At 53.6% G+C, this 21,655-nt stretch carries 24 protein-coding genes; 8 read left to right on the forward strand and 16 right to left on the reverse strand.

What is annotated here, in order from left to right; genetic code table 11:
* Positions 1-299 precede the first annotated feature (299 nt).
* The 6 genes from JOE21_RS11310 to JOE21_RS11335 form a co-directional block, all read right to left on the reverse strand.
* Complete coding sequence (locus JOE21_RS11310; protein ID WP_309866109.1) at positions 300-815, reverse strand: adenine phosphoribosyltransferase; 516 nt, start codon at positions 813-815, stop codon at positions 300-302.
* A complete protein-coding gene (recJ, locus tag JOE21_RS11315) occupies positions 788-3,166 on the reverse strand; it encodes a single-stranded-DNA-specific exonuclease RecJ (protein WP_309866111.1) in 2,379 nt (792 codons plus the stop codon). The genes JOE21_RS11310 and recJ overlap by 28 nt, the downstream gene beginning before the upstream one ends.
* A 251-nt stretch (positions 3,167-3,417) precedes the next feature.
* Complete coding sequence (locus JOE21_RS11320) at positions 3,418-4,332, reverse strand: cation diffusion facilitator family transporter (protein ID WP_309866114.1); 915 nt, start codon at positions 4,330-4,332, stop codon at positions 3,418-3,420.
* Positions 4,333-4,464: 132 nt separating this feature from the next.
* On the reverse strand, positions 4,465-5,385 hold the full coding sequence (secF, locus tag JOE21_RS11325) for a protein translocase subunit SecF (protein WP_374709354.1): 921 nt from the start codon (positions 5,383-5,385) through the stop codon (positions 4,465-4,467).
* Entirely contained in the window at positions 5,366-6,607 is a 1,242-nt protein-coding gene (gene secD, locus JOE21_RS11330; RefSeq protein WP_309866118.1) for a protein translocase subunit SecD, read from the reverse strand. Before secD ends, secF begins: the two co-directional genes overlap by 20 nt.
* Before the next feature lie 97 nt (positions 6,608-6,704).
* On the reverse strand, positions 6,705-7,004 hold the full coding sequence (locus JOE21_RS11335) for a post-transcriptional regulator (RefSeq protein ID WP_309866120.1): 300 nt from the start codon (positions 7,002-7,004) through the stop codon (positions 6,705-6,707).
* A 165-nt stretch (positions 7,005-7,169) separates the two neighbouring features.
* On the opposite strand from JOE21_RS11335, the gene spoVB reads away from it, so the two are divergent.
* Entirely contained in the window at positions 7,170-8,744 is a 1,575-nt protein-coding gene (gene spoVB, locus JOE21_RS11340) for a stage V sporulation protein B (RefSeq protein ID WP_309866122.1), read from the forward strand.
* Here spoVB and JOE21_RS11345 read toward each other — a convergent pair.
* The gene (locus tag JOE21_RS11345; RefSeq protein WP_309866124.1) at positions 8,741-9,430 is read right to left on the reverse strand and encodes a DUF421 domain-containing protein; all 690 of its coding nucleotides are present in this window, start codon (positions 9,428-9,430) and stop codon (positions 8,741-8,743) included. The two genes, spoVB and JOE21_RS11345, sit on opposite strands and share 4 nt — an antisense overlap.
* A gap of 226 nt (positions 9,431-9,656) precedes the next feature.
* Here JOE21_RS11345 and JOE21_RS11350 point away from each other — a divergent pair, with 226 nt between their 5' ends.
* Entirely contained in the window at positions 9,657-10,055 is a 399-nt protein-coding gene (locus tag JOE21_RS11350; RefSeq protein WP_309866126.1) for a TIGR04086 family membrane protein, read from the forward strand.
* A gap of 128 nt (positions 10,056-10,183) precedes the next feature.
* Complete coding sequence (locus JOE21_RS11355) at positions 10,184-11,029, forward strand: phosphatase PAP2 family protein (protein ID WP_309866129.1); 846 nt, start codon at positions 10,184-10,186, stop codon at positions 11,027-11,029.
* Between the two features lie 61 nt (positions 11,030-11,090).
* Here the strand turns inward: JOE21_RS11355 and JOE21_RS11360 are convergent, their stop codons facing one another.
* From JOE21_RS11360 to ruvC, 8 genes are all read right to left on the reverse strand, one after another.
* Positions 11,091-11,594 carry a hypothetical protein gene (locus JOE21_RS11360; RefSeq protein ID WP_309866130.1) on the reverse strand — a complete coding sequence of 168 codons (504 nt, stop codon included), beginning with the start codon at positions 11,592-11,594 and terminating at the stop codon, positions 11,091-11,093.
* A 146-nt stretch (positions 11,595-11,740) separates the two neighbouring features.
* The gene (gene yajC / locus JOE21_RS11365) at positions 11,741-12,025 is read right to left on the reverse strand and encodes a preprotein translocase subunit YajC (RefSeq protein WP_309866133.1); all 285 of its coding nucleotides are present in this window, start codon (positions 12,023-12,025) and stop codon (positions 11,741-11,743) included.
* Positions 12,026-12,068: 43 nt separating this feature from the next.
* Positions 12,069-13,211 (reverse strand): tRNA guanosine(34) transglycosylase Tgt, encoded by a 1,143-nt coding sequence (gene tgt, locus JOE21_RS11370; RefSeq protein ID WP_309866136.1) that lies wholly within the window; start codon positions 13,209-13,211, stop codon positions 12,069-12,071.
* A 128-nt stretch (positions 13,212-13,339) separates the two neighbouring features.
* A complete protein-coding gene (queA, locus tag JOE21_RS11375; protein WP_309866139.1) occupies positions 13,340-14,371 on the reverse strand; it encodes a tRNA preQ1(34) S-adenosylmethionine ribosyltransferase-isomerase QueA in 1,032 nt (343 codons plus the stop codon).
* A gap of 38 nt (positions 14,372-14,409) precedes the next feature.
* Complete coding sequence (locus JOE21_RS11380; protein WP_309866141.1) at positions 14,410-14,628, reverse strand: DUF2905 domain-containing protein; 219 nt, start codon at positions 14,626-14,628, stop codon at positions 14,410-14,412.
* Entirely contained in the window at positions 14,625-15,623 is a 999-nt protein-coding gene (ruvB, locus tag JOE21_RS11385) for a Holliday junction branch migration DNA helicase RuvB (RefSeq protein WP_309866144.1), read from the reverse strand. The genes JOE21_RS11380 and ruvB overlap by 4 nt, the downstream gene beginning before the upstream one ends.
* A 13-nt stretch (positions 15,624-15,636) precedes the next feature.
* Positions 15,637-16,248, reverse strand: a complete 612-nt coding sequence (gene ruvA / locus JOE21_RS11390) for a Holliday junction branch migration protein RuvA (RefSeq protein ID WP_309866147.1) — start codon at positions 16,246-16,248, stop codon at positions 15,637-15,639.
* Positions 16,248-16,751 (reverse strand): crossover junction endodeoxyribonuclease RuvC, encoded by a 504-nt coding sequence (ruvC, locus tag JOE21_RS11395; protein ID WP_309866149.1) that lies wholly within the window; start codon positions 16,749-16,751, stop codon positions 16,248-16,250. Before ruvC ends, ruvA begins: the two co-directional genes overlap by 1 nt.
* 211 nt (positions 16,752-16,962) lie before the next feature.
* On the opposite strand from ruvC, the gene JOE21_RS11400 reads away from it, so the two are divergent.
* The gene (locus JOE21_RS11400; RefSeq protein ID WP_309866151.1) at positions 16,963-17,442 is read left to right on the forward strand and encodes a hypothetical protein; all 480 of its coding nucleotides are present in this window, start codon (positions 16,963-16,965) and stop codon (positions 17,440-17,442) included.
* A 161-nt stretch (positions 17,443-17,603) separates the two neighbouring features.
* Complete coding sequence (locus JOE21_RS11405; RefSeq protein ID WP_309866154.1) at positions 17,604-17,726, forward strand: hypothetical protein; 123 nt, start codon at positions 17,604-17,606, stop codon at positions 17,724-17,726.
* A 63-nt stretch (positions 17,727-17,789) separates the two neighbouring features.
* Here the strand turns inward: JOE21_RS11405 and JOE21_RS11410 are convergent, their stop codons facing one another.
* Positions 17,790-18,137 (reverse strand): hypothetical protein, encoded by a 348-nt coding sequence (locus JOE21_RS11410; protein WP_309866156.1) that lies wholly within the window; start codon positions 18,135-18,137, stop codon positions 17,790-17,792.
* 444 nt (positions 18,138-18,581) lie between these two features.
* On the opposite strand from JOE21_RS11410, the gene JOE21_RS11415 reads away from it, so the two are divergent.
* From JOE21_RS11415 to JOE21_RS11425, 3 genes are read left to right on the forward strand one after another with little or no spacing between them, the layout of a single operon-like run.
* Complete coding sequence (locus JOE21_RS11415) at positions 18,582-19,532, forward strand: metal ABC transporter solute-binding protein, Zn/Mn family (RefSeq protein WP_309866159.1); 951 nt, start codon at positions 18,582-18,584, stop codon at positions 19,530-19,532.
* 31 nt (positions 19,533-19,563) lie between these two features.
* Positions 19,564-20,325: a metal ABC transporter ATP-binding protein gene (locus JOE21_RS11420; protein ID WP_309866161.1), complete on the forward strand. Its 762-nt coding sequence runs from the start codon at positions 19,564-19,566 to the stop codon at positions 20,323-20,325.
* A gap of 5 nt (positions 20,326-20,330) precedes the next feature.
* Positions 20,331-21,653 carry a metal ABC transporter permease gene (locus JOE21_RS11425; protein WP_309866164.1) on the forward strand — a complete coding sequence of 441 codons (1,323 nt, stop codon included), beginning with the start codon at positions 20,331-20,333 and terminating at the stop codon, positions 21,651-21,653.
* Positions 21,654-21,655 lie beyond the last annotated feature (2 nt).

The raw sequence follows: 21,655 nt of genomic DNA on the forward strand, positions 1-21,655 counted from the left end.
TTTACGTGGAGGGAGGCTTGGTTTTCCGGCGGAGTCGACTCTGCCACGCATGGAGCGAAGACGGAAAACCAAGCCGACCGACTTGTCCGCGTAAAACCTGAAGGGGCACTAGATGGTCTCTGGTAAAACACCGGGTCCCTGTTGAAGCCGCTGTTAGGATAGCGGCTCCTTTTTCTCTCCTGCTTTTGATCCTCTTTCTTCAACAACCTCCCGATATAAAAAACACCCCCTCAGCAGATGATTCTACGGGTATTCCCGTATCTGCTAAGGGAGTGCAGGCCTTATCGTTCGATTTTTGCTTAATACTGAACCAAGGTGAAAATATCGAGATCCCCAGGCAATTTTTCCCGTCCGTTAAGATAGGTGAGCTCGATCACGAACGCCGCTCCCACCACCTCGGCTCCCAGTTCATTAACTAGGTTTAAGGTGGCTTGGATCGTTCCTCCGGTGGCGAGCAGGTCGTCCACAATCAGGATCCGCTGTCCCGCTTGAATGGCATCGCGGTGGATGGCCAGCCGATCTTTTCCGTATTCAAGACTGTAACCGGTTTCGACCGTTTCGGCGGGCAATTTCCCTGCCTTGCGCACAGGGATGAAACCCACGCCCAACGCGTAAGCCAACGGCGTCCCCACCACAAAGCCACGGGCCTCCGGACCGACGATCAGATCCACTTGCTGTTCCCTGATTTTTTCCGCCATGCGGTCGATCGCCGCTCGAAAAGCGGGACCGTCCTTCAACAGAGTGGTGATATCCTTGAAACGAACTCCCGGTTGAGGAAAATCCTCGATTACCCGGATTTTGTCTTTGAAATCCATAACTCTGCGCCTCCTCTATGGGCTGGCTCCGAACGAACCGAATCAATATAAGTGCACAGATCACGCGTCGAAGAATAAACAAAACACTGCTGCACCTCTTCCCGCTCCTGCTGCCTCCGATAACGGGAAGAGGCGGACAAGGGGCGTTTCTCCGCCTGCGGGGCAAGTGTAAGCCGTCCGTTCTCCCTGCGCACAAAGTCCAACTCCTCAAATACCTGTAGCATAAAGCCGATTCCCTTGACCGACATTCCCGTCATTCGGGCGAGCCGATCCAAATCCCGGGGAATACGCAGCTCCCCCACTTTCATCATAGCCCCGTACAGCTGTTTGAAATGCTCCCGTTCCGGTGCACGGGAAGGTCCATCCCAATCCGCATCTCCATAGGCGAAGTAGATCCGTTCCAGTCGATCCAACCCCCGGAACCACTTTTCAGCAACCGTTAGGCTCGGCGGCATATGAATCAGAACCAGGTATCGTACAAGTTCGTCTCCTCGCTCGTATGTCTTCAGGGACTCCCAGGATCGAACCATCGCGGCTAATCCGGATTCCCACCAGACCGGCTTTCCTCCGTCATAGAGAAACAAGGTTTCCGGACGGTCCGCCAACGCCCGTAATCGTTCCCGTTGATCCGTGTTACTGCGCCAATCGAAAACCTGCATATGTGGAACTGCCACATCCCGGATCAGGAACTGAGGGATTCGCCGCTGATTCCATTCGTTGATCGACAACTCACCCAACAATTCCGGATGGGATTGAGGCGTGATCTCCTCCGCCAGGTCACCCATGCGGAACCCGACTGCATCCAGAGAAGAGCCGTTCTGCTCCAACATGATTTTCAGGTGGTTTTTATCCCGCCCGATCCGTTGAATCCGACCCAAGCCGACACCGGTCAGGCGGAAGCGGGGAGTCGGGTTTCCCATGCCGTATGGGGCCAGCTTTTCGATGGATTCAATCAGGGGGAGATCTACCTCTGTCAATGACAGATCCGAATCCACTACTGACAACGGAGTATAATCCTCCTCCGTGAGCCATTCACCGGCCAGACGATCGAGATGTCGATGGAATGCGGACAGGTTTTCCCGTGGCAAGGTCATTCCCGCTGCCATCGTATGCCCCCCATAATGGGATAGACACTGGCTACATGCGGTCAGGGCCTGAAACATGTCAAACCCGGTAATGCTGCGGGCCGATCCTTTGGCCATCCCCGTCTCCTCATCGATTCCCAGGACAATGGTGGGACGATAATAGCGTTCCACCAAGCGGGAGGCGACGATCCCGATTACGCCCACGTTCCAGTTTGGGGCGGCCACCAGAATAAAGCGGCAATTGGCTTCGGGATCCGTCTCCACCTGGGCGATGGCTTCGGCGGCGATCGATTCCACCAGCTGCTGCCGCTCCCGGTTCATCCGATCCAATTCTTCCGCGATCAGTCGGGCTTGATCCCCATCATCCGTCAGCATCAGTTCCACCGCCCGCCCCGCCGTATCCAGGCGTCCGCTGGCGTTGATCCGGGGGCCCAGGGAGAATCCCACATGGCCGGCCCCCACTTCCCCGTCGATTCCGGATGCCTCCACCAGAGCCGTCATCCCCGTCGATGGAAAGCGGTTCATCGCCTCCAAACCCCGGGCGGCCAAAATCCGATTTTCTTCCATCAGCGGAACCAAATCCGCGATGGTTCCCAGAGCGGCCAGTTCCCATCCGTCATCGGGCGGTTCTCCCAGCAGGGCGTGGCAGAGTTTGAAGGCTACCCCCACACCTGCCAGTAGATCGAAGGGATAGGAACAATCCGGTTTCTTGGGATTAATCACCGCCAGTGCCTTAGGCAACACTGCTGGGGGTTCATGGTGATCCGTGATGATCAGATCCAGTCCCAACTCTCTGGCATAGGCCGCCTGCTCCACCGCACTGATCCCGGTATCGACGGTGACCATCAAGCCGACGCCTTCCGTTTTCGCTCGGGTCAGAGCCTGCTGGTTCAGTCCATAACCTTCGGTAAACCGGTTGGGTATGTAATAATCCACATCGGCTTCCATTCGACGAAAAACCCGCATCATGAGGCTGGTGCTGGTCACTCCATCTGCATCGTAATCGCCGTAGATGCGGATTTTCTCCCCCCTGTCCAGGGCTTGCCTAATCCGTTCCACCGCCCGGTCCATCCCGTCCAGCAAAAAGGGATCGTGAAGGTCATCGACACTGGCACGTAAAAAACGTCGGGCAGCCTCCGGCTCACTCAACCCGCGGTTGATTAACAATCGGGCGACCAACGGATGTAGATCCAGCGCTTTCGCCAATTCTGTGACACGTGTCGCTTCCCCATCGGAAAGGCGCCATCGCGTCTTGGATTGTAGCATGGGGTCACCTCGCTTAGCACTAGGACGTGTCTGAACAATCTGTAGGGCGAGATCCCGGGACGGTATGGCTGTCTTCGATTCGTTGCAAAAGAGCGCAAAGGCGAACCAAAAGCCATACCGACCCTTCTTTTTCTCACGGAAAATCAAATGACGAGACAGGCCCTAAGCATCTTCGTTCCCAAGTCTCGCTATGCCGCCTATCATTATAGCACACAAACTTCATCCCCAGGCAAAAGGACCACCTGTCCTCCCTATTTTTCGGAGGAATGGCCCCGCTCCCCTTTATAGGGATTGATGTGAACCATCACGTCGGATACGTGATCATGTCCCTCCACTAAAGCGGTCTTCACCCGTTTCCCGATCCCATGTCCTTCCTCCACGGTGATATGAGGCTCTACCGCTATCTTGACATCCACGATGACATAAAAGCCATGCTCCCGGGCCAACAATTCATCCACCCGTTTCACCCCCTGGACGGATGCCGCCGTCTCCACCAGTTCGGCAGCATCTTCCTCGTGCAGGACATGGTCCAATGTGGTGTGAATCGATTCCTTGGCCAAATGAAAAGCCATACGCAGCACTAACAGGGAGACAAAGATCCCCGCGATTGCATCCAAATAAACCAACTGGCCGATTCCCAACCATTGACCCAGGATCGCTCCCCCGATCCCGATCAGTGCGGCCAGAGAAGAGTATACATCGGAACGGTGCTCCCAGGCATTGGCGATAATCGCCTGACTGCCGATCCGCTTGCCCAACCGGTATTTGTACTGGAACATCGCTTCCTTGGCCACAATGGAAACCGCTGCGGCCACCACTGCCAGCCATCCTGGAGCGGTCACCTCTTCAAACAGCGACTCGAAGGAACCGCGGCCAATCTCGAAACCGACCATTGCCAGGATCACCGATACGATAATGGCGGCAACCGATTCCGCCTTCCCGTGACCATACGGATGATCCTGATCCGGAGGCTCTTGAGCTACCCGGACCCCGATCAATACCGCCAGCGAACCCGCCACGTCGGAAGCCGAATGGACAGCATCTGCCACCAGAGCGCGGCTGTCGGCGATTACACCGACCACACCCTTGAGGATGGCCAGTATCAAATTTCCCACGATTCCCACCCAAGCACCGGTTTCCGCTTGGCGCATCTCCTTGGCTTTCATCGCCCTCTCCTCCACCACCGCAAAGCCGCGGGGTAGCGCCCGCGGCTGTTGCTGTCATCGTGAAACCCGGGAACAAAGGGACCCAGGTGCGACTGGTGCTGGTCATTCCAGTCCTGTCGCAAACCGTTTTCTCTATTCAGTCACGGCCTTCGCTTTCAGTTTTTCCCGTTCCATCGATTTCCATTTCCAGGTGATCCATACCTGACTAGCCACGAAGACGGAGGAGTAAATCCCGGCAAACAGACCCAGCAACAGAGCCAATGAGAAATAACGGATGCTCTCCCCGCCAAAAGCGAACAAGGCCGCAGCGGCGAAGATCACGGTCAGACCCGTGTTGATGGACCGAACCAGCGTTTGTTGCAAACTACGGTTGACCGCTTCCTTCAAATCTTCCCAGCGTTTCGGTTGCTCTATCTCGATATTTTCCCGGATGCGGTCAAAAACAACGATGGTATCGTTCACCGAATAACCGACGATGGTAAGAACCGCCGCCACGAACACCAGGTCCACCTCCCACTGGAAGATGGAAAAGATGCCAATGACAAACAGCGCATCATGAAACAGGGCCAACACCGCTGTCATGGCAAAACGGTATTCAAAGCGGATCGTCACATACAAGATAATCCCCACCGAGGCGATTAAAACCGAGATCATGGCGTTTTTGGCCAATTCCCGCCCGACGATCGGATCCACCGTCTGTTCGTTGACCGCCACCTGCTCTCCGAATTTCTCCCGAAATTGGTCGCGGATTTCATTTACTTTCTCCACTTCCAGATTTTCATCGGTCCGAAAAACGAGCAGCTCATTTTCGTTTCCGGCTTTGCGGATGCTGGGATTTTCATATCCCAACTTCTCCAGGATCGCTCTTCCTTCCTCCAGATCAAATTCCTGACCGATACTGACATCCACCCGTGAACCGCTGACAAAATCGACGCCCAGGTTCAGGCCTTGAATCAACAGGGAAGCGATCCCCAGCAGGAGGATGGAAGCGGACAGGATGAAAAAAAGCTTCCGCTTACCCACAAAGTCAAACTTAAAGTTCACCGATCTCATCCTCCTTCACCGCGTACCAGCCCGGCTTTCGGAATAAACCGGATCGCACCAGCAGATTCATCAGCAACCGCGACAAGGCGACTGCGGTCAGGAAGCTGACGACGATGCCCACGATCAGCGCGACGGCAAAGCCGCGCACACCGGCGGTCCCGAAGTAAAAGAGAACCGCCGCCGCCAAAATGGTCGTCACGTTGGCATCGAAGATCGTGAGGAAGGAACGACGGGAACCGGATTTGTTGGCGGATGTGACGCTCTTTCCCAATCGCATCTCGTCTTTGATCCGCTCATACATGATGATATTGGCATCCACCGCCATTCCCACCCCCAAAATGAAGGCCGCAATTCCGGGCAGGGTCAGGGTGACATTCAGAAGGTTGAAGGTCAAGAGTACCAGATACCCGTATGTAATCAGCGTGATTACCGCCACCAATCCGGGCAAGCGGTAATATCCGATCATAAAGATGAAGATGATGGCGATTCCGTAAAGCCCCGCCACCAGGCTTTGCTGCAATGAGACTGCTCCCAGGCTGGAATCCACGGCAAAACTCTGAATTTCACTCAATTCCACCGGCAACGCGCCCGCATTCAGCAGTTCAGCCAGCTCCTGAGCCTCTTCGGCGGTGAAATTACCGCTGATTTGGGCCCGTCCATCGGAAATGATGTTTCGGATTACAGGAGCGCTTAACTCATTGTCATCCAAATAAATGGGAACCGGTTGGTTCAGATATTCCCGTGTTAGGTCGGCAAATTTGTTGGCATCCTTAAACCGCACACTTACAACCGGCCTACCGTTTTCATCATAATCTTGGCGGGCTCCGCCGGGAGATAAATCGGTCCCGCGCATCAAAACCTCTTCCCCGTCAGGAGCGCGAAACGTCAGGACAGCCGGTGTCCCCAAAACCTCCCGGGCTCGGTCAGGGTCATCCACCCCCGCTAACTGCACCCGGATTCGATCCGGCTCTTCCACGGTGATCTGCGGCTCCGTCACCCCCAGAACATCGATCCGCTCACTGACAGCCCGTGAAGCGTCGGACAACACTTGTTCGTTGATTTGCTGTCCTTTTTCCAACGGTTTAGCTTGATACAACACCTCGAAACCACCCTGCAAATCAAGCCCCAGGGTAATCCCCCTAGCAACATCCAAGCTGGTGGCGGCCACCGTAGCCAGGATAGCGATGACCAACAGGGAGAAGAGAACGATTCTTCCCTTGCGAACCCTCATGCTGACGCTCCTCCTTCATTTTCGAAGACAACCAACCCCATTATCCCAACTCCCACAGGGCATGTCAATTTATACCGAAACGAAAAACCCGGGCCAATTAACGGTCCGGGTTTTTATATACACTTACCATCAGCCAGTTCATAAACCGCGTCGCCTTCAGCGACATGATGTCGTTCACCAGGCGGTTGAGCCGGGGCCACCCCCGGCGGTAATTTTCCGACACACAAGCCCATACTTGTTCGCCGGTCACATCTTCGTATCCATAATAGCGAAATTCCGCCGCCTTGCTGTTGCACAAATCCTCGATACACTGCATCAACTCGGATTCGCTCAACAATTCCACATTTTGTTGCCGCGCACGACTGACACGGCTGACTGGTTTTAACGTTTGGCGCATCAAGCGATCCTCCCCCGTTTTCATCTCGGGACTTGTCCCTTCATTATACCTTTCTGGACGATCCCTTGAATACCTCTCACCCGACTCTTTTTCCTTTGTCATGTGAGACAGGGACAAGCGCATAGATTGTAGTACAAACCCTCGCGGAAAGGAAGGGGCCTCACCTTGACCAAGCAAACGTTTCTCCACGGCACGCTCATTCTGGTCGGGGCGGGATTTATCACCAAGGTGTTGGGATTCGTCTATCGGATCGCCCTCTCCCGGCTCATTGGTGACGAAGGGATGGGCCTCTTTCAAATGGCCTTTCCCATCTTGATTCTGATCCTGACCCTGACGACAGCGGGATTGCCTGTCGCCATCTCCAAGTTGGTATCGGAAGCGGAAGCTACCGGGGACGAATCCCGAGTCCGTTCCATCTTGGTCGTCTCCCTGATCATTGTCACCGGTTTGGCCACCCTATTTACCATCCTGGTCATCGCAGCGGCCCCGTTGATTGCCCATACGCTCCTAACCGACAGCCGCGCATTGTACGCTTTGTGGGGAATTGCCCCTGTTATCCCGATCGTGGCGGTCTCCTCTGTGTTCCGGGGGTACTTTCAAGGTCGACAACATATGAATCCATATGCCGTCTCTCAAATTGTGGAGCAAGTGGTTCGGATTTTTACCGTCTTGCTCCTGGCACGTCTGCTTTTCCCGTATGGTGTGGAATATGCCGCCGCCGGAGCCATGATCGGGATGGTGATCGGCGAAGGAGCCGGCATGCTGATTCTCCTCCGGTCTTACCGGCGTGACCCCAAACGTCCGGCCCTTCGCTTTCCGATGCGAAACATCCGGGAAGGGTGGGATCATTTTGCCTCCACCACCAAACAGATGATGCGAATCACGATTCCCGTCACCGCCAGCCGACTAGTGGGATCCCTCTCGTATGCGGTGGAACCGGTCGTCGTATCCCAGAGCCTCGCCCTCGCAGGGATTACTGTTGCCGCCTCTACCGCCTTGTACGGCCAATTGGAGGGAATGGCCATCCCATTAGTGTTTTTTCCTTCTTTCATTACCTATGCCCTGTCCGTCTCCCTCGTCCCCTCTATTTCCGAAGCGGCGGCCAAGGGACAGGTTCGGTTGGTGGAGCATCGGCTAAACCAGGCCATCCGCCTCTCCATGATCGTGGGAGGCCCCTGCGCCATCATCCTGTTTATGCTGGCAGAGCCGTTAACCTTGCTCCTTTATCACAATAGTGATGTCGCACGGTTGCTTCAGATCATGTCCCCCTTCGCCCTCTTCCTGTATTTGCAGGGACCCTTATCCGCCGTTCTGCAAGGGTTGGACAAAGCCAAGGACGCGATGCGTAACTCCATCTACGGTGCCGTGATCAAAACGGCGCTTATCTTCCTGTTGGGTTCCCAGCCGGCGTTAGGGATCGATGGAGTGGTGATGGCGATCAACTGCGGCATCATCATTGTCACCGCCCTTCATTTCATCAGTGTCATCCACTACGTCCCCTTCACACTGATGTTTTGGGACTGGGTGAAGCTCCTGCTGGCCGTGGCAGGGATGGGAACCGTTTTACATGTTGTCATGAATCGGGCGGATGGAACCTTGTTTGCCTCCGTTGGTCTGGCAATAGCCGTCAGTCTGATCACCTATGCCGCCTCCCTGATCTTCCTCGGTCTGCTGAAAAAAGAGGATGTTCAACGAGTGCCTTACGTAGGCAAATGGTTGTCCCCTCTGTTTCCCCGTTAATCTTCCCGTGGATCGATGTAAAAACGGCCGTTTTCGTCGATGCTGGCAAAAAAAACATCCTTGAGGTTGGGATAGCCGTAACGAAGCAGCTGCTCCATCAACCAGGATCGGTCTTTTTTTAAATCCTCCAAAGCATCCTCCTGTACTTTACCGTCAATCACCACCGGAACCGGCAGTCTGGACAGTCGATCCACCTCGCCGAAGTAATCTCCTTTGGTCAACGGCAAATGCTCTTCCTTTGGAAAAACGCTCAGTTTCCCTGACGGCTCCAGAATGGCGAATTCCACGTCCGCCACATTGGATATGTTTTTTTCCCTCAACTGAACCATCAAATCTTCCATGTTGTAGCGCTGTTTCCGCATCTCCTTTTCCTGCACCTTGCCATTGCTGATCAAGATGGAGGGTTTTCCTTCCACCACGGCGCGAATTCGTGAGCTCTTCAAGGTCACCAATGCCAAAAAAACCTGTGCACCCAGCATCGTCACCATCGGGATAATCCCGTGAATCACGGGGATTTTGGGGTCTTGAATGGAAATGACGGCAAAATCGGCAATCATGATGGACACCACCAAATCAAACACGGACAGCTTGCCGATCTCCCTTTTTCCCATTAGACGCATCACCAAGAGGACGAAGAAATAGACAAACAAAGAACGTAAAAAGATTGTCCATATATCCACCGCCATTTCCCTCCCTTGCTCGGTTTCTCTTACGGATCAGCCAAGTCTCGCCTTGGTCACTCGTTCCCAGGTCTCGCTTTGCACTAAAGCACAAGTCTCGCCTTAGTCACTCCGTTCCCAGGTCTCGCTTTGTATTCTCAGCCGAACGGATCGGTTTTATCAAAGATGACCCGATCATAAAACGCAAAAAGGGTTCATACCCATGTACAAACCCTTTCGGGAGGTGTTCCCCATGAAGCAATCCAACGTGGATGGGACAGGAAAACTTCAACTCAACTCCCCGCTCCTTACCGGCTTGCTCGTTATATTTGCCATCGTGCTGGCAGGTTCCGTCGTGACTGCTCTCCTTTTGCGCTTCACTGCCACTGCGGAATCTTCCCTCCCTTATTTCACCTACGGCATCAACGGGATCGCGCTGTTGGCCGGCGGATGGTGTGCCGGGAGGAAAGCCAGGCAGAAAGGGTGGTTGTACGGTGGCTTAACCGGGATCCTGTATGTGGGCATCATTTTGTTGATCGGGTTCTTGGCTTTTGACACCGTCATGAGAGTCCAACCCCTGCTTTTCACCTTATGTGCGACAGGATTAGGCGCCATCGGGGGCATCTTCGGTGTCAACACATCCGCCCCGTAAACAAAATCAGGTTTGGCACACCCCTGATGGTGGAAAAAAACGATTGGATCGATTGCTTCGGTTGTGATGATAGGAAACCGAAGCCTTTCTTTTTCAACTGACCATTAAATCAAGGGGTGCCTGAAACCTTGTTTCAATCCAGTTTTTCCATCCTGGTCTCCGGTTTGGTCACCTTGCTTCTGTTGCTTCGCATTTGCTTGCGAATAAACAACCCGCTTTCACCCATCATCGGATTAACACGGGAAATGACCAAGAACCGCCTCCTCCTCTTCCACTTCCTCGGAGCAGCCAGTGTTTTGTTGATCAATAAACTGGAACTGCTCCTCAAACCCGCTCTCTTTCCCGGGCTGGACCTCACACCGACCATTAAACAATGGGAAGGGACATGGACCCCATGGATCCAGCACAACCTGGAACATCCCCTCCTCACGGTTGTCACCACTTATGTCTATGTCATCCTGTTCTCCGTCCTGTTGTTTGTTTCTTTGTTCATCTATCATCATGAAGCGGACCGGCGTTCCCTTTACGGCCTCTTATACGCCATCGGACTCAACTATCTGTTGGCCATCCCTTTCTTTATCGTCATTGCGGTCAATGAAAGCTGGACGATTCACGACGAGATCCGCTTCCTCATACCCGGGATCTACCCCGGCTTTGAGGAGCAATACCGTCACTTTTCCGGACTGGATAATTCCTTCCCCAGTTTGCATACCTCCATCTCCATCACGATGGCTGTATTGGCTTGGCGGTCCGCCAACCGCCGCTTGGCCGTTGTCTGTTTCACATCGGCAGCGATCGTATTGTTTGGAATCGTTTATTTGGGAATCCATTGGTATTTGGATTTATTGGCCGGACTCCTGCACGCCTGGATCTGTCTTTCGCTGGCCGATCACTTCAGTGAACGACCGCTGGGTAGCGATTGGCTATTGGAATCAGACAGCAAAGCTCGGGAAAGCCTGCCCCCGGTCTCATGAAAAAAGAGAACGTCCCCACTGCAGAGGGGACGTTCTCTTTTGACAGGGCGGTTCCTACCCGTCACACCGGATGGAAACCCAACCATCTTTCCATTGCGTAACCGAAGATCACCAATCCTCCACTGACGAGAACAGCCGCCTCCACGGATAGGTGAGTGCCAACCGTCACCCTCTCGGATACCATCAGCAGGGTGAAGGACAGGAAGGGGATCTGAACCAGTAGAGCCAGCCACAGTGGAAGTCGACATTCTTGCAAGAACACTTTTAATGCTATTTCCACCAGACCGAACAGAAGCAGATAAGCCAGGATGGACAGAGTGGAAAGAAAGATCCAATCCCACCACTTTCCGGCTTGAGCATCATCGGGAAGCCATAGAGCCGCCAACCACAAACCGAGAAAACAGAAGAGCGATAAAATCATGATCGCAAGAAGTCCTCCAAAAAAGACGGCGGGGATTAACGTTGTCCAACTCCATTTCCGCTCTTGAGTTCCCACTTGATCCAGAACCATTAAACACCAAGCCGAGGCAAGGAACCAGAGGACAACAAACAAGATCACAAACATCCAATCCTCTCCTCACATGCGCCTACTCCATCTGTTCTATGTATACGAGCAACAAAGAGGGCATGTGACCAAGAAGTAGATGGATCATCTGCTACTTAAAATACCAAAACACCCCCGCCTTTTCCGGCGGGGGTGTTTGTTTTCGATCAGCTGTTTTCGTTTTGATTCTCATCCTCGTTCACCACAGCATTGACCGCGCTGCGCTCAAAGGTAAGACGGGTGTTTTCGTTCACCTTCAGATTGATCCGATCGTCGGTCAAGTCCATGATGGTACCGTGTAATCCGCCGATGGTGATCACCTTATCCCCTTTTTTCAGGGAAGCCAACATCGCATTGCGCTCTTTTTGCCTCTTTTGCTGCGGGCGTAAGAGCAGGAAATAAAAGATGGCGAAGATCAGGATCAGGGGCAAAAACTGTACTAAACCTTCCATGTAGACATCTCCTTCACTGGGTTATCAAAGTGGGTCCCCGCTGTTAAAAGTTGCGGGTTCCGTCTGGTTCACTCGTTTTGTAATAGCTCTCAAAAAACTCCCGTCTAAAATCAAGCAGACGGTCCTCGTGAATAGCCTGTCGCACCTGCTTCATCAACGTGAGCAGGAAGTGCAGGTTGTGGATGGTGGTGAGGCGGAAGCCGAAGGTTTCATCCGATTTGATCAAGTGACGAATATACGCTCGGCTGTAATGACGGCATGTATAGCAGTCACACGCCGGATCCAGAGGGCCAAAATCCCGGGCATAAGCGGCGTTTCGGATTACGACCCGCCCTTGGCTGGTCATGGTCGTGCCATTGCGGGCAATTCGGGTAGGCAACACGCAGTCAAACATATCCACCCCGCGAATAACCCCTTCCACCAGTGCATCCGGGGAACCAACCCCCATTAGATAACGGGGTTTATCTGTCGGCAAAAGCGGTGTGGTGTGTTCCAGCGCTTCATACATCAGCGGTTTGGGCTCCCCCACGCTAAGACCGCCAATGGCATAGCCGGGAAGTTCCACATCCGTAATCTGTTTGGCACTTTCTGCGCGCAGGTCCTGAAACATGCCACCCTGGACGATCCCAAACAGCGCCTGTTCCTCCGGCCGGCGGTGAGCCTCTTTGCAGCGATGCAACCATCGGGTGGTCCGTTCTAGGGACTCCTTGACATATCCCCGCTCTGCCGGGTAAGGAGGACATTCATCAAACGCCATGATGATATCTGCTCCCAGGGCGTTTTGGATTTCGATCGCTTTCTCCGGACTGATGAACAAGGGCTCCCCGCTCAGGTGGGAGCGAAAAGAAACCCCTTCTTCAGTGATCTTCCGAAGGTCGCTCAAACTGAATACCTGAAATCCGCCGCTGTCGGTCAAGATGGCGCGGTCCCAATTCATGAAGGAATGAAGTCCCCCCGCCTCCCGGACGATCTCATGACCGGGGCGCAAGAAGAGATGATAGGTGTTGGCCAGGATGATGCCGCTCCCCAATCCCTTCAGTTCTTCAGGACTGACTGTCTTCACTGTGGCCAGTGTTCCCACCGGCATAAACACCGGAGTGTCAAAGCTGCCGTGGGGGGTATGTATACACCCGAGACGGGCTCCCGATTGGGAGCAGGTTTTGATCAATTCGTAACGAAGGGCCAATGGCTGTTCCTCCTACTCGTACCATTATACCTTAGTGCTAATGTCAGATAAACATCCAACCTGAGAACGATTCGGTAACCCGACCAGGGAACGAATGAATCCAGGTGAGAGTAGTGCCGATCCGTGTATCATACGATCAACATGGCATCCCCAAAACTGAAGAAGCGGTAACGCTCCTGCACAGCTTCTCGATAGGCTTTCAGCACTTCCTCCCGGGTTGCGAAAGCACTGATCAGCATCAAGAGGGTGGAACGAGGCAAATGAAAGTTGGTCAGCAAAGCGTCCACCACCTGAAATGAAAAGCCCGGGTGGATAAAGATGTCGGTCCACCCTTTGCAAGCGACCACCTCACCATGCTCGCGAGCCACCGACTCCAATGTGCGGACCGACGTCGTTCCCACAGCACACACCCGATTACCGCTCATTTGTGCCTTCTGGATGATACGCGCCGTTTCCTCGGACACCTCGAAGAATTCGGCATGCATCCGATGATCCTCCACACGCTCCACTGTGACGGGACGAAAGGTGCCCAAGCCCACATGCAAAGTGATCGGAGCGATGTGTACCCCCCGCTTCTTTGCTTCTGCCAACAACTGCGGCGTGAAGTGAAGCCCCGCCGTTGGAGCGGCAGCCGACCCTACCTCTTTGGAGTAAACGGTCTGGTACCGTTCCGGCTCATCCAGTCGCTCCCGGATGTATGGGGGTAGCGGCATTTCTCCCAGCCGGGACAACAAGGGCTCCAGGTCTTCTTCCCCGTGTTCCAACCGAAACACCCTTCCACCGGCCACATCTGTCGTCTCTTGGGCTGTTGCCCGCAGCAAACCGTTTCCGAAGGAAATAACGGTTCCTTCCTTCACCCGCTTCGCCGGTTTTACCAACGCCTCCCATCGGCCTTCTCCCAGTGGATTTAGCAGCAACAGCTCCACCTGTGCACCCGTTTCTTCCTTGATCCCGATCAAGCGGGCGGGGCGGACACGGGTGTCATTTACCACCCAGACATCACCCGGACGAACATACTCCAGCCAATCGGGAAACTGCCGGTGCTCGATCCGGCCATCCCGCCGATGAAGCACCATCAGCCGGGATCCGGACCGTTCCTTCAAAGGAGTCTGTGCAATCAACTCATCCGGCAGATGAAAATCAAAGTGAGAAACATCCATCTTTAAGAATCCACCTTTCCATGAAAAACGCCCGCCCCTCACCGGAACAGGCGAAACACGTACATCAACAGACTGAGCACCACACTGATCACGATACATGTGACGATCGGAAAATAAAATTTAACATTCTCTTTTTCCACCACGATGTCTCCCGGCAAGCGGCCAAAGGGAAGAAATCGCCCGCCCACCTGCCATAAGAGACCGATCACGATCAACAGGACACCCGCGAAAATCAAAAGTTTGGGAATCTGGCTCATCCGGGCATCTCCACCCCAAAATGTTGGTAACACCGAGACGTGACCATCCGTCCCCGGGGAGTTCGCTGCAGGAACCCGATCTGAAGAAGATAAGGTTCATAAACGTCTTCAACCGTATGCGACTCTTCTCCAATCGTAGCCGCCAGCGTTTCCAACCCCACCGGGCCGCCCCGGAAATGGTCCATGATCGATCGTAACAGCTTGTGGTCCACTTGGTCCAGTCCCAGTTTATCCACCTGGATTCGGTCCAATGCGTCCCTCGCCGTCTCCCGAGTAATCACCCCGTCCCCCTTCACCTGGACAAAATCCCGCACCCGCTTCAGGAGTCGGTTGGCCACCCGCGGAGTTCCTCTGGCGCGACAGGCAATTTCCCACGCCCCCTCTTCACGGACCGTCACTTGCAGAAGATCCGCAGCCCGGGTGACGATCCAAACAAGCTCCTCCTCGGTGTAATACTCCAATCGGCTCACGACTCCGAATCGATCCCGTAAAGGAGAGGAAAGCGATCCGGCTCGGGTGGTTGCGCCCACCAGGGTGAACGGAGGCAAATCGAGGCGGACGGAGCGGGCACTGGGACCTTTCCCAATGACGATATCCAGGGCGAAGTCCTCCATCGCCGGATACAGCACCTCTTCCACACTTCGATTGAGACGGTGGATTTCGTCAATAAACAGGAGATCTCCCTGTTGCAAATTGGTTAAAATAGCAGCTAAATCCCCTGGCCGTTCAATCGCCGGCCCCGAGGTGGTTCGCAAATGGACCCCCAACTCATTGGCGATGATATGGGAAAGCGTCGTTTTTCCCAATCCCGGCGGACCGTACAACAAGACATGATCCAGGCTCTCCCGTCGCATTTTGGCCGCTTCTATGTATACCTTCAGGTTTTCCTTCACCCGGGACTGGCCGATATAATCGTCCAGAAAGCGAGGACGCAGGCTAAATTCCACGGGTTCGTCTTCCATGGACATCTGGCTTGAGATGATGCGCTCATCCATCCCGCATCCCCCCTTATCGTTTCATCGAAATCTGCAGGGCACGGCGAATCCAGTCATCCAGGGACGGCTCTTTCTCCCCAAACCCTCGCCGTGCTTCATCAACTGCCAGGGAGGCTTCATCCTCATTATAGCCGAGGGCCGTCAGGGCTTCAATCACCTCACTTGAAGCGGATCGGCCCGGCGTTACGGCGGCAGCGGGTCCTCCCGTCGGCAGGGTTTGAACCCAACCCACCTTTTTCAACTTATCTTTCAACTCCAAGATCAGCCTTTGGGCCGTCTTTTTTCCGATCCCCGGCAGCTGTGTCAAGAAGCGGAGGTCCTCCCGTTCCACCGCCTCCACCAAAGCAGCGGGAGAGCCCGCTCCGGTGATAGCGAGCGCAACCTTGGGTCCGATTCCGGACACCTCCAACAACAGTCGAAAACAATCGCGTACCGATCCATCGGAAAAGCCGTATAAGGTGTGTGCATCTTCCCGAACTACCTGGTGGGTGAAGATACGAACCGCTTCCCCCTCCTCCCATTGAAAGGGATTCGAACAGTGGAGTCTGTAACCGACCCCGCCCGCTTCCACCACGACGCATTCCGGCGTATGATAAGCGACACGCCCCTGGATAAAATCGATCATCACGGCTTCCCTCCTTGTTTCATCAACCGATGGAAACCGGAAGAATGGGCCTCGCAGATGGCGACCCCCAAAGCGTCCGCCACATCGTCCGGCCGGGGGATCGCCGGAAGGTTTAACAACACCCGTACCATCTCCTGAATCTGACGCTTTTGGGCCCCGCCGTATCCGGCCACCGCCATCTTCACTTCCATCGGTGTATACTCGGTGATCGCCGCTCCTGCTTCCTCTGCAGCCAGCATCACCACACCACGGGCCTGGCCGACGGTAAAAGCGGTGGTTACGTTCCGGTTAAAAAACAGCTTTTCAATCGCAACCACATCGGGACGATAACGGTTCAACAACTCCGTGCTGGCGTCATACACTTGCTTCAACCGGGCTGCGGTCGGGGTGTGGGCAGGAGTTTGGATACTTCCATAATCGACCGCCTTCAGTTGGTTCCCCCTTCGGTCCACCACTCCATATCCAACAATGGCGATCCCTGGATCTATTCCCATAATTCGCACAACTAAGCCTCCCTGTTTGACGAACGTCCATTCTCTTTGCCCGATTATATCACATTTTTTATCCCTTCTATTTCTTTCGAGAAACATCGAGCGGGATCCGCACTATCCAGTTCAGGTACCAAAATCGGTTGACCGGGAATGTTTAAAGGAGAGTTGGTTCACAATGGTAAAGAACGATCCGGTCACACCACGGAAGAGGGGGTTAATGCGAATGAACACAAAAGCACTCGGTCGAGCGTCGATCATCTTCTTGGCGCTTCTGTTGCTCTCTGCATGCGCGAACCAGCTCTCCGGTTCGGAAAGAACAGCGGTGGAATTCTACAAATCCGTCTGGGTCGAGGGTAACCTCGAACAAGCGGAACGATTGGTAAGCGACCGGGTTAATCTGCAAGAAGTACGGTGGCGAGTAGCGGATACAAGGGAAGAGGAGATGGATAATCCCCCGATCCTGGTAGTGGAGTCGCCCACAGACACACAGATGATCAATACCCGTACGATTCTGATCCACCGCCCCTCTGACAAAAGGGACTACAGAGTGACGGTTCGCCGCATTCCCGGAGGGAACTGGAGAGTGATTCGATTCCAGCAAAACTATGACAAAGACCGGGGAGGGTACATCGGCAACAACCCCTATCAACGACTCGTGCAGGAATTTCCCGGATTGAACTGGAAACGAGTGGAAACCCCATGACAACCCTGTTCCAAAAGAAAAAATGGAAGGAAAGCGCCATCTCAGGCGTTCACCTCCGCAATGATCCACATCCATTCGAACGGTCGACGGTCCCCAGCGTCGATCGTTTTTTGTTTATAGGATCGTGTAAAAAGAAAAAAGACTCGCGCGAGGCGAGCTTCATGTGGGTAACGTCCAAAGAAGGAGTGACGTTCCACCCGCAAAACGCGGTGCACTCCGGTCTTCCAATCGGTGTGATCCACGCTCGGGCTGGCTTCGTCCATCCCTATGCCGTCCCTGTTTGAGCCTGAGGGATGACATTCATAATCATACAACAACCATGATCATTATACAAGGGAGGGAAACCGTTAAGCATCCGCCGGAGGCTTTGTCTGGAATTCTTTTTTGCCGATCTCATCGTATCCCTGAGGTTGCCAACATTCCTCCGTCAAGCCTTTCGAATCAAAATAAATCCGCAGATAGCGGGCCGCCTCTTCCCAGGTGTCCCACTTTTCCACATTATAGGGAGGGCTCCCCTGGTTATTCCAGACAGCCCATCCCCCGTCGGGCAACCGGGTGGCAAAACACCAAGCGTCCGGAGGAATCAAAAAAATGGAATACGTATGTTTCGACATCTCATCAAACGACTTGAAACCCAGGCTCATGGCAAAACGGTTTCGATACGACACGTATTTCATAAATGCCTTGAATACCATATACACGTCTCCAAGTTTGATATCCTTAGATTTATTCGAGGCAAATCGACAAATATCCTCCTTGAGGATCCTCCATTATTTTTTTTCGTGAAAAGAATTACATAATATCCCTTCGCACCCGATTACAAACCATTCATTCATAATCATCCAAAAAAACGAGAGTAACCACACCACTCCATGTCGTGATTTGGAGAGCGAAAAACCGACCTGTATCCATCCACCCCATTCTATATTCCTATTTTAGCGGAAATAGGAAGAGTCAGACAGGCCTTTTTTCTTGTAAGGTTATTGACATCTTTTTAGGCTCGCACATACAATAATGATAACGGATTTTTGCACAAGGGCAAAACATGTTTCCAAAGGAAAAAATGCTTGCCTAATAAAACAAACATGCCTATGAGCTACAATTCATGCGAAATCGGTCATGTATTCAGGAGGATTAAAATGGGAATCAAACAATCTCGTTTCAAATGGTTAATAATGGTTTGCTGCTTCTTAATCGTCTCGATCCCGTTGGCCGGCTGTGGCTTAAATGGAGCAACGGCCATTCCCGAAGATGGCCCCATTGAAGTGACAGCCACCACCGGGATGGTGGGCGACATTGTAAAAAATGTCGGCGGAGACCGCGTCAACGTGACAACTCTGATGGGTCCCGGCGTGGATCCTCACTTGTATAAAGCATCCCAGGGAGATATCGGGAAGCTGGATAAAGCCCATATGATTTTTTACAGCGGGCTTCAACTAGAGGGAAACATGGGAGACATCCTGTCGAAGTTGTCCAATGAGAAACCCGTGGTTCCCGTTGCTGAATCCATCCCTGAGGAAAAATTAAAGGATGCCGATGATGAGGCCTACCAAACGGATCCCCATGTCTGGTTTGATGTCCAATTGTGGATCGAAGCCGTAAAAGTGGTGGAACAAGAATTGTCGAAAGCCGACCCCAACCACCAGGAAGAATACCGTCAACGAGCGGAATCCTATATCGCAGACCTGGAGGAGTTGGATCAATATGCGCGAGAACAGATTCAATCCATTCCTGAAAAGCAGCGAGTGTTGGTAACCGCACACGATGCTTTTGAATACTTCGGTGATGCCTATGGAATTGAAGTGGTGGGTCTGCAAGGGATCAACACCGCTTCCGAATATGGTCTGCGAGATGTACAGCGCATCGTAAACCTGATTTCCGAGCGCAAGGTGAAAGCCGTCTTTATCGAAACCAGCGTCCCCAAACGATCGATTGAAGCGGTCGTCAAAGGAGCCGAACAGCGAGGACATCAGGTGGAAATCGGCGGGGAGTTGTTCTCCGACGCCATGGGAGAAGAAGGTACGGAAGAAGGAACCTATATCGGTATGGTCCGACACAATGTGGACACCATTGTCTCCGCCTTAAAGTAACCATTTTTGAACAGAAAGGGGGGCTGACTCTATGAAATCGACCCTGTATCCACTATTGGTGCGGGACTTGTCCATCGCCTATCACCGAAAATTGGTTCTCCGTGACATCCAATTTCGTGTGCCGGAAGGAAATCTGGTTGGAATCGTCGGCCCCAACGGCGCCGGCAAGTCAACCCTGATTAAGGGGATCTTAGGGATCCTCCCGCTCACGAGCGGTGAAGTGAAGATCTATGGGAAACCATACCGGGAGCAGCGTTCCATCGTCGGCTATGTTCCCCAGCGGGAGTCCGTCGACTGGGACTTTCCCACCAATGCCCTGGACGTTGTCCTGATGGGCCGCTTTGGCCAGTTGGGCTGGTTTAAACGCCCCCGGGCGGAAGATCGCGATTTTGCATATGAATGCCTCGAAAAAGTGGGTATGGCCGACTTTGCGAAACGTCAGATCAGTCAACTTTCCGGGGGCCAACAGCAACGGGTCTTTTTGGCCCGTTCCCTGGCCCAAGACGCCCAGGTTTACTTCATGGATGAGCCGTTTGTCGGAGTAGACGCCGCCACCGAAAAAGCGATTATCCAGATTTTAAATGACTTGAAGGCACAGAAGAAAACCGTCTTGGTGGTGCACCACGATCTCCAAACCGTCCAGGAGTACTTTGACTGGTTAATTCTTTTAAACATGCGTCAAATCGCCGTCGGCCCCTCCAATCAGGTATTCACGGCGGAAAACCTGCAAAAAGCATACGGAGGCCGGCTCTCGGTATTGCCGGAACAATCCGGTGTCGCCGTGCCGAGGTGATGTCGATGCCATCTATAGAAACTATCTTGCGATTTTTGAGCGATCCCAACACCCTGTGGGTGTTGTCGGGAACGATGCTATTAGGCCTTTCCAGCGGAGTGATCGGTGCTTTCGCCTTCCTCCGGAAGCGAAGCCTGATGGGGGACGTTCTCGCCCACGCCGCACTTCCTGGGATCTGTATCGCTTTCATGCTGACCGGAGCCAAAAGCCCGATCTTTTTCCTGATCGGCGCAATCCTGAGCGGGGTGCTGGCCTCGATCGCCATCAACGTCATCACCCGCTTCTCCCGCATCAAGGAAGACACGGCCTTAGGCTTGATCCTTTCCGTCTTTTTCGGGTTTGGCATCGTCTTGTTAACACAGATCCAACACCAGGGCAGCGGCAACCAAAGCGGTTTGGACAAATTTTTGTTTGGTCAATCCGCTTCCCTGGTTGGAGAAGATGTCTGGGTGATGGGCAGTGTAGCCGTTCTATTATTGGTCGTCACCTTCCTCTTTTTTAAGGAATTCAAATTGCTTTGTTTTGATGCGGGCTTCGGACGCAGCCTGGGATTTCCCATGACTGCACTGGACCTGTTCCTGATGCTGCTCCTGGTGGTGGCTGTCGTTATCGGTCTTCAGGCGGCGGGCGTTGTGCTGGTGGTCGCACTCATCGTGACACCGGCTGCAGCTGCCCGATACTGGACAGAGCGACTGGACATCATGTTGATCTTGTCCGCGATTTTAGGCGGACTCTCCGGTGCATTGGGGACAGGGTTGAGTACCATGGGGTACAATCTCCCCACCGGCCCTCTGATCGTCGTGGCAGCCTCCTTTATCTTTTTCATTTCCATGGTGTTTGCTCCGCAACGCGGACTGTTGGCGAAAGCCTTACGGTTGGCTCGTGTCCGCCGGGAGACGGCTCAGGAGTCAATCCTTCACATGTTGTACGAAGCTCGTGAGCGCGGAGCAGGCCCTGTCACCGTCCGTGATGTTGCCACACGGTTCACCTTATCGTCATGGCGACTCCAACAAGCCGTGCGCAACCTCGTGAAAAAAGGATGGATCCGAATCGAATCCCGAGGAGAAGACCGGGTCCTGACTGCTACGGAAAACGGTTGGCAAGCCGCCTACAACAGCGTGTTGCACGCACGCCTGACAGAGGTGTGGATGATGCACGAAAACGAAGTAGGCGGCGCCATCCGCGACCCCGACAGTGGTGCATTACGAGAAGAAATCCCCGAAGACATCCTCCCCACACTGTGGAAACTATTGATTCTGCATGGACGGGAGCCTCAGTGGAAACCATCCCTGGTGCAAAAGCCTGAACAAGGGGGGGTGGAAGGATGACG

The sequence above is a fragment of the Desmospora profundinema genome, from assembly GCF_031454155.1.
Taxonomy (GTDB): Bacteria; Bacillota; Bacilli; order Thermoactinomycetales; family DSM-45169; genus Desmospora; species Desmospora profundinema.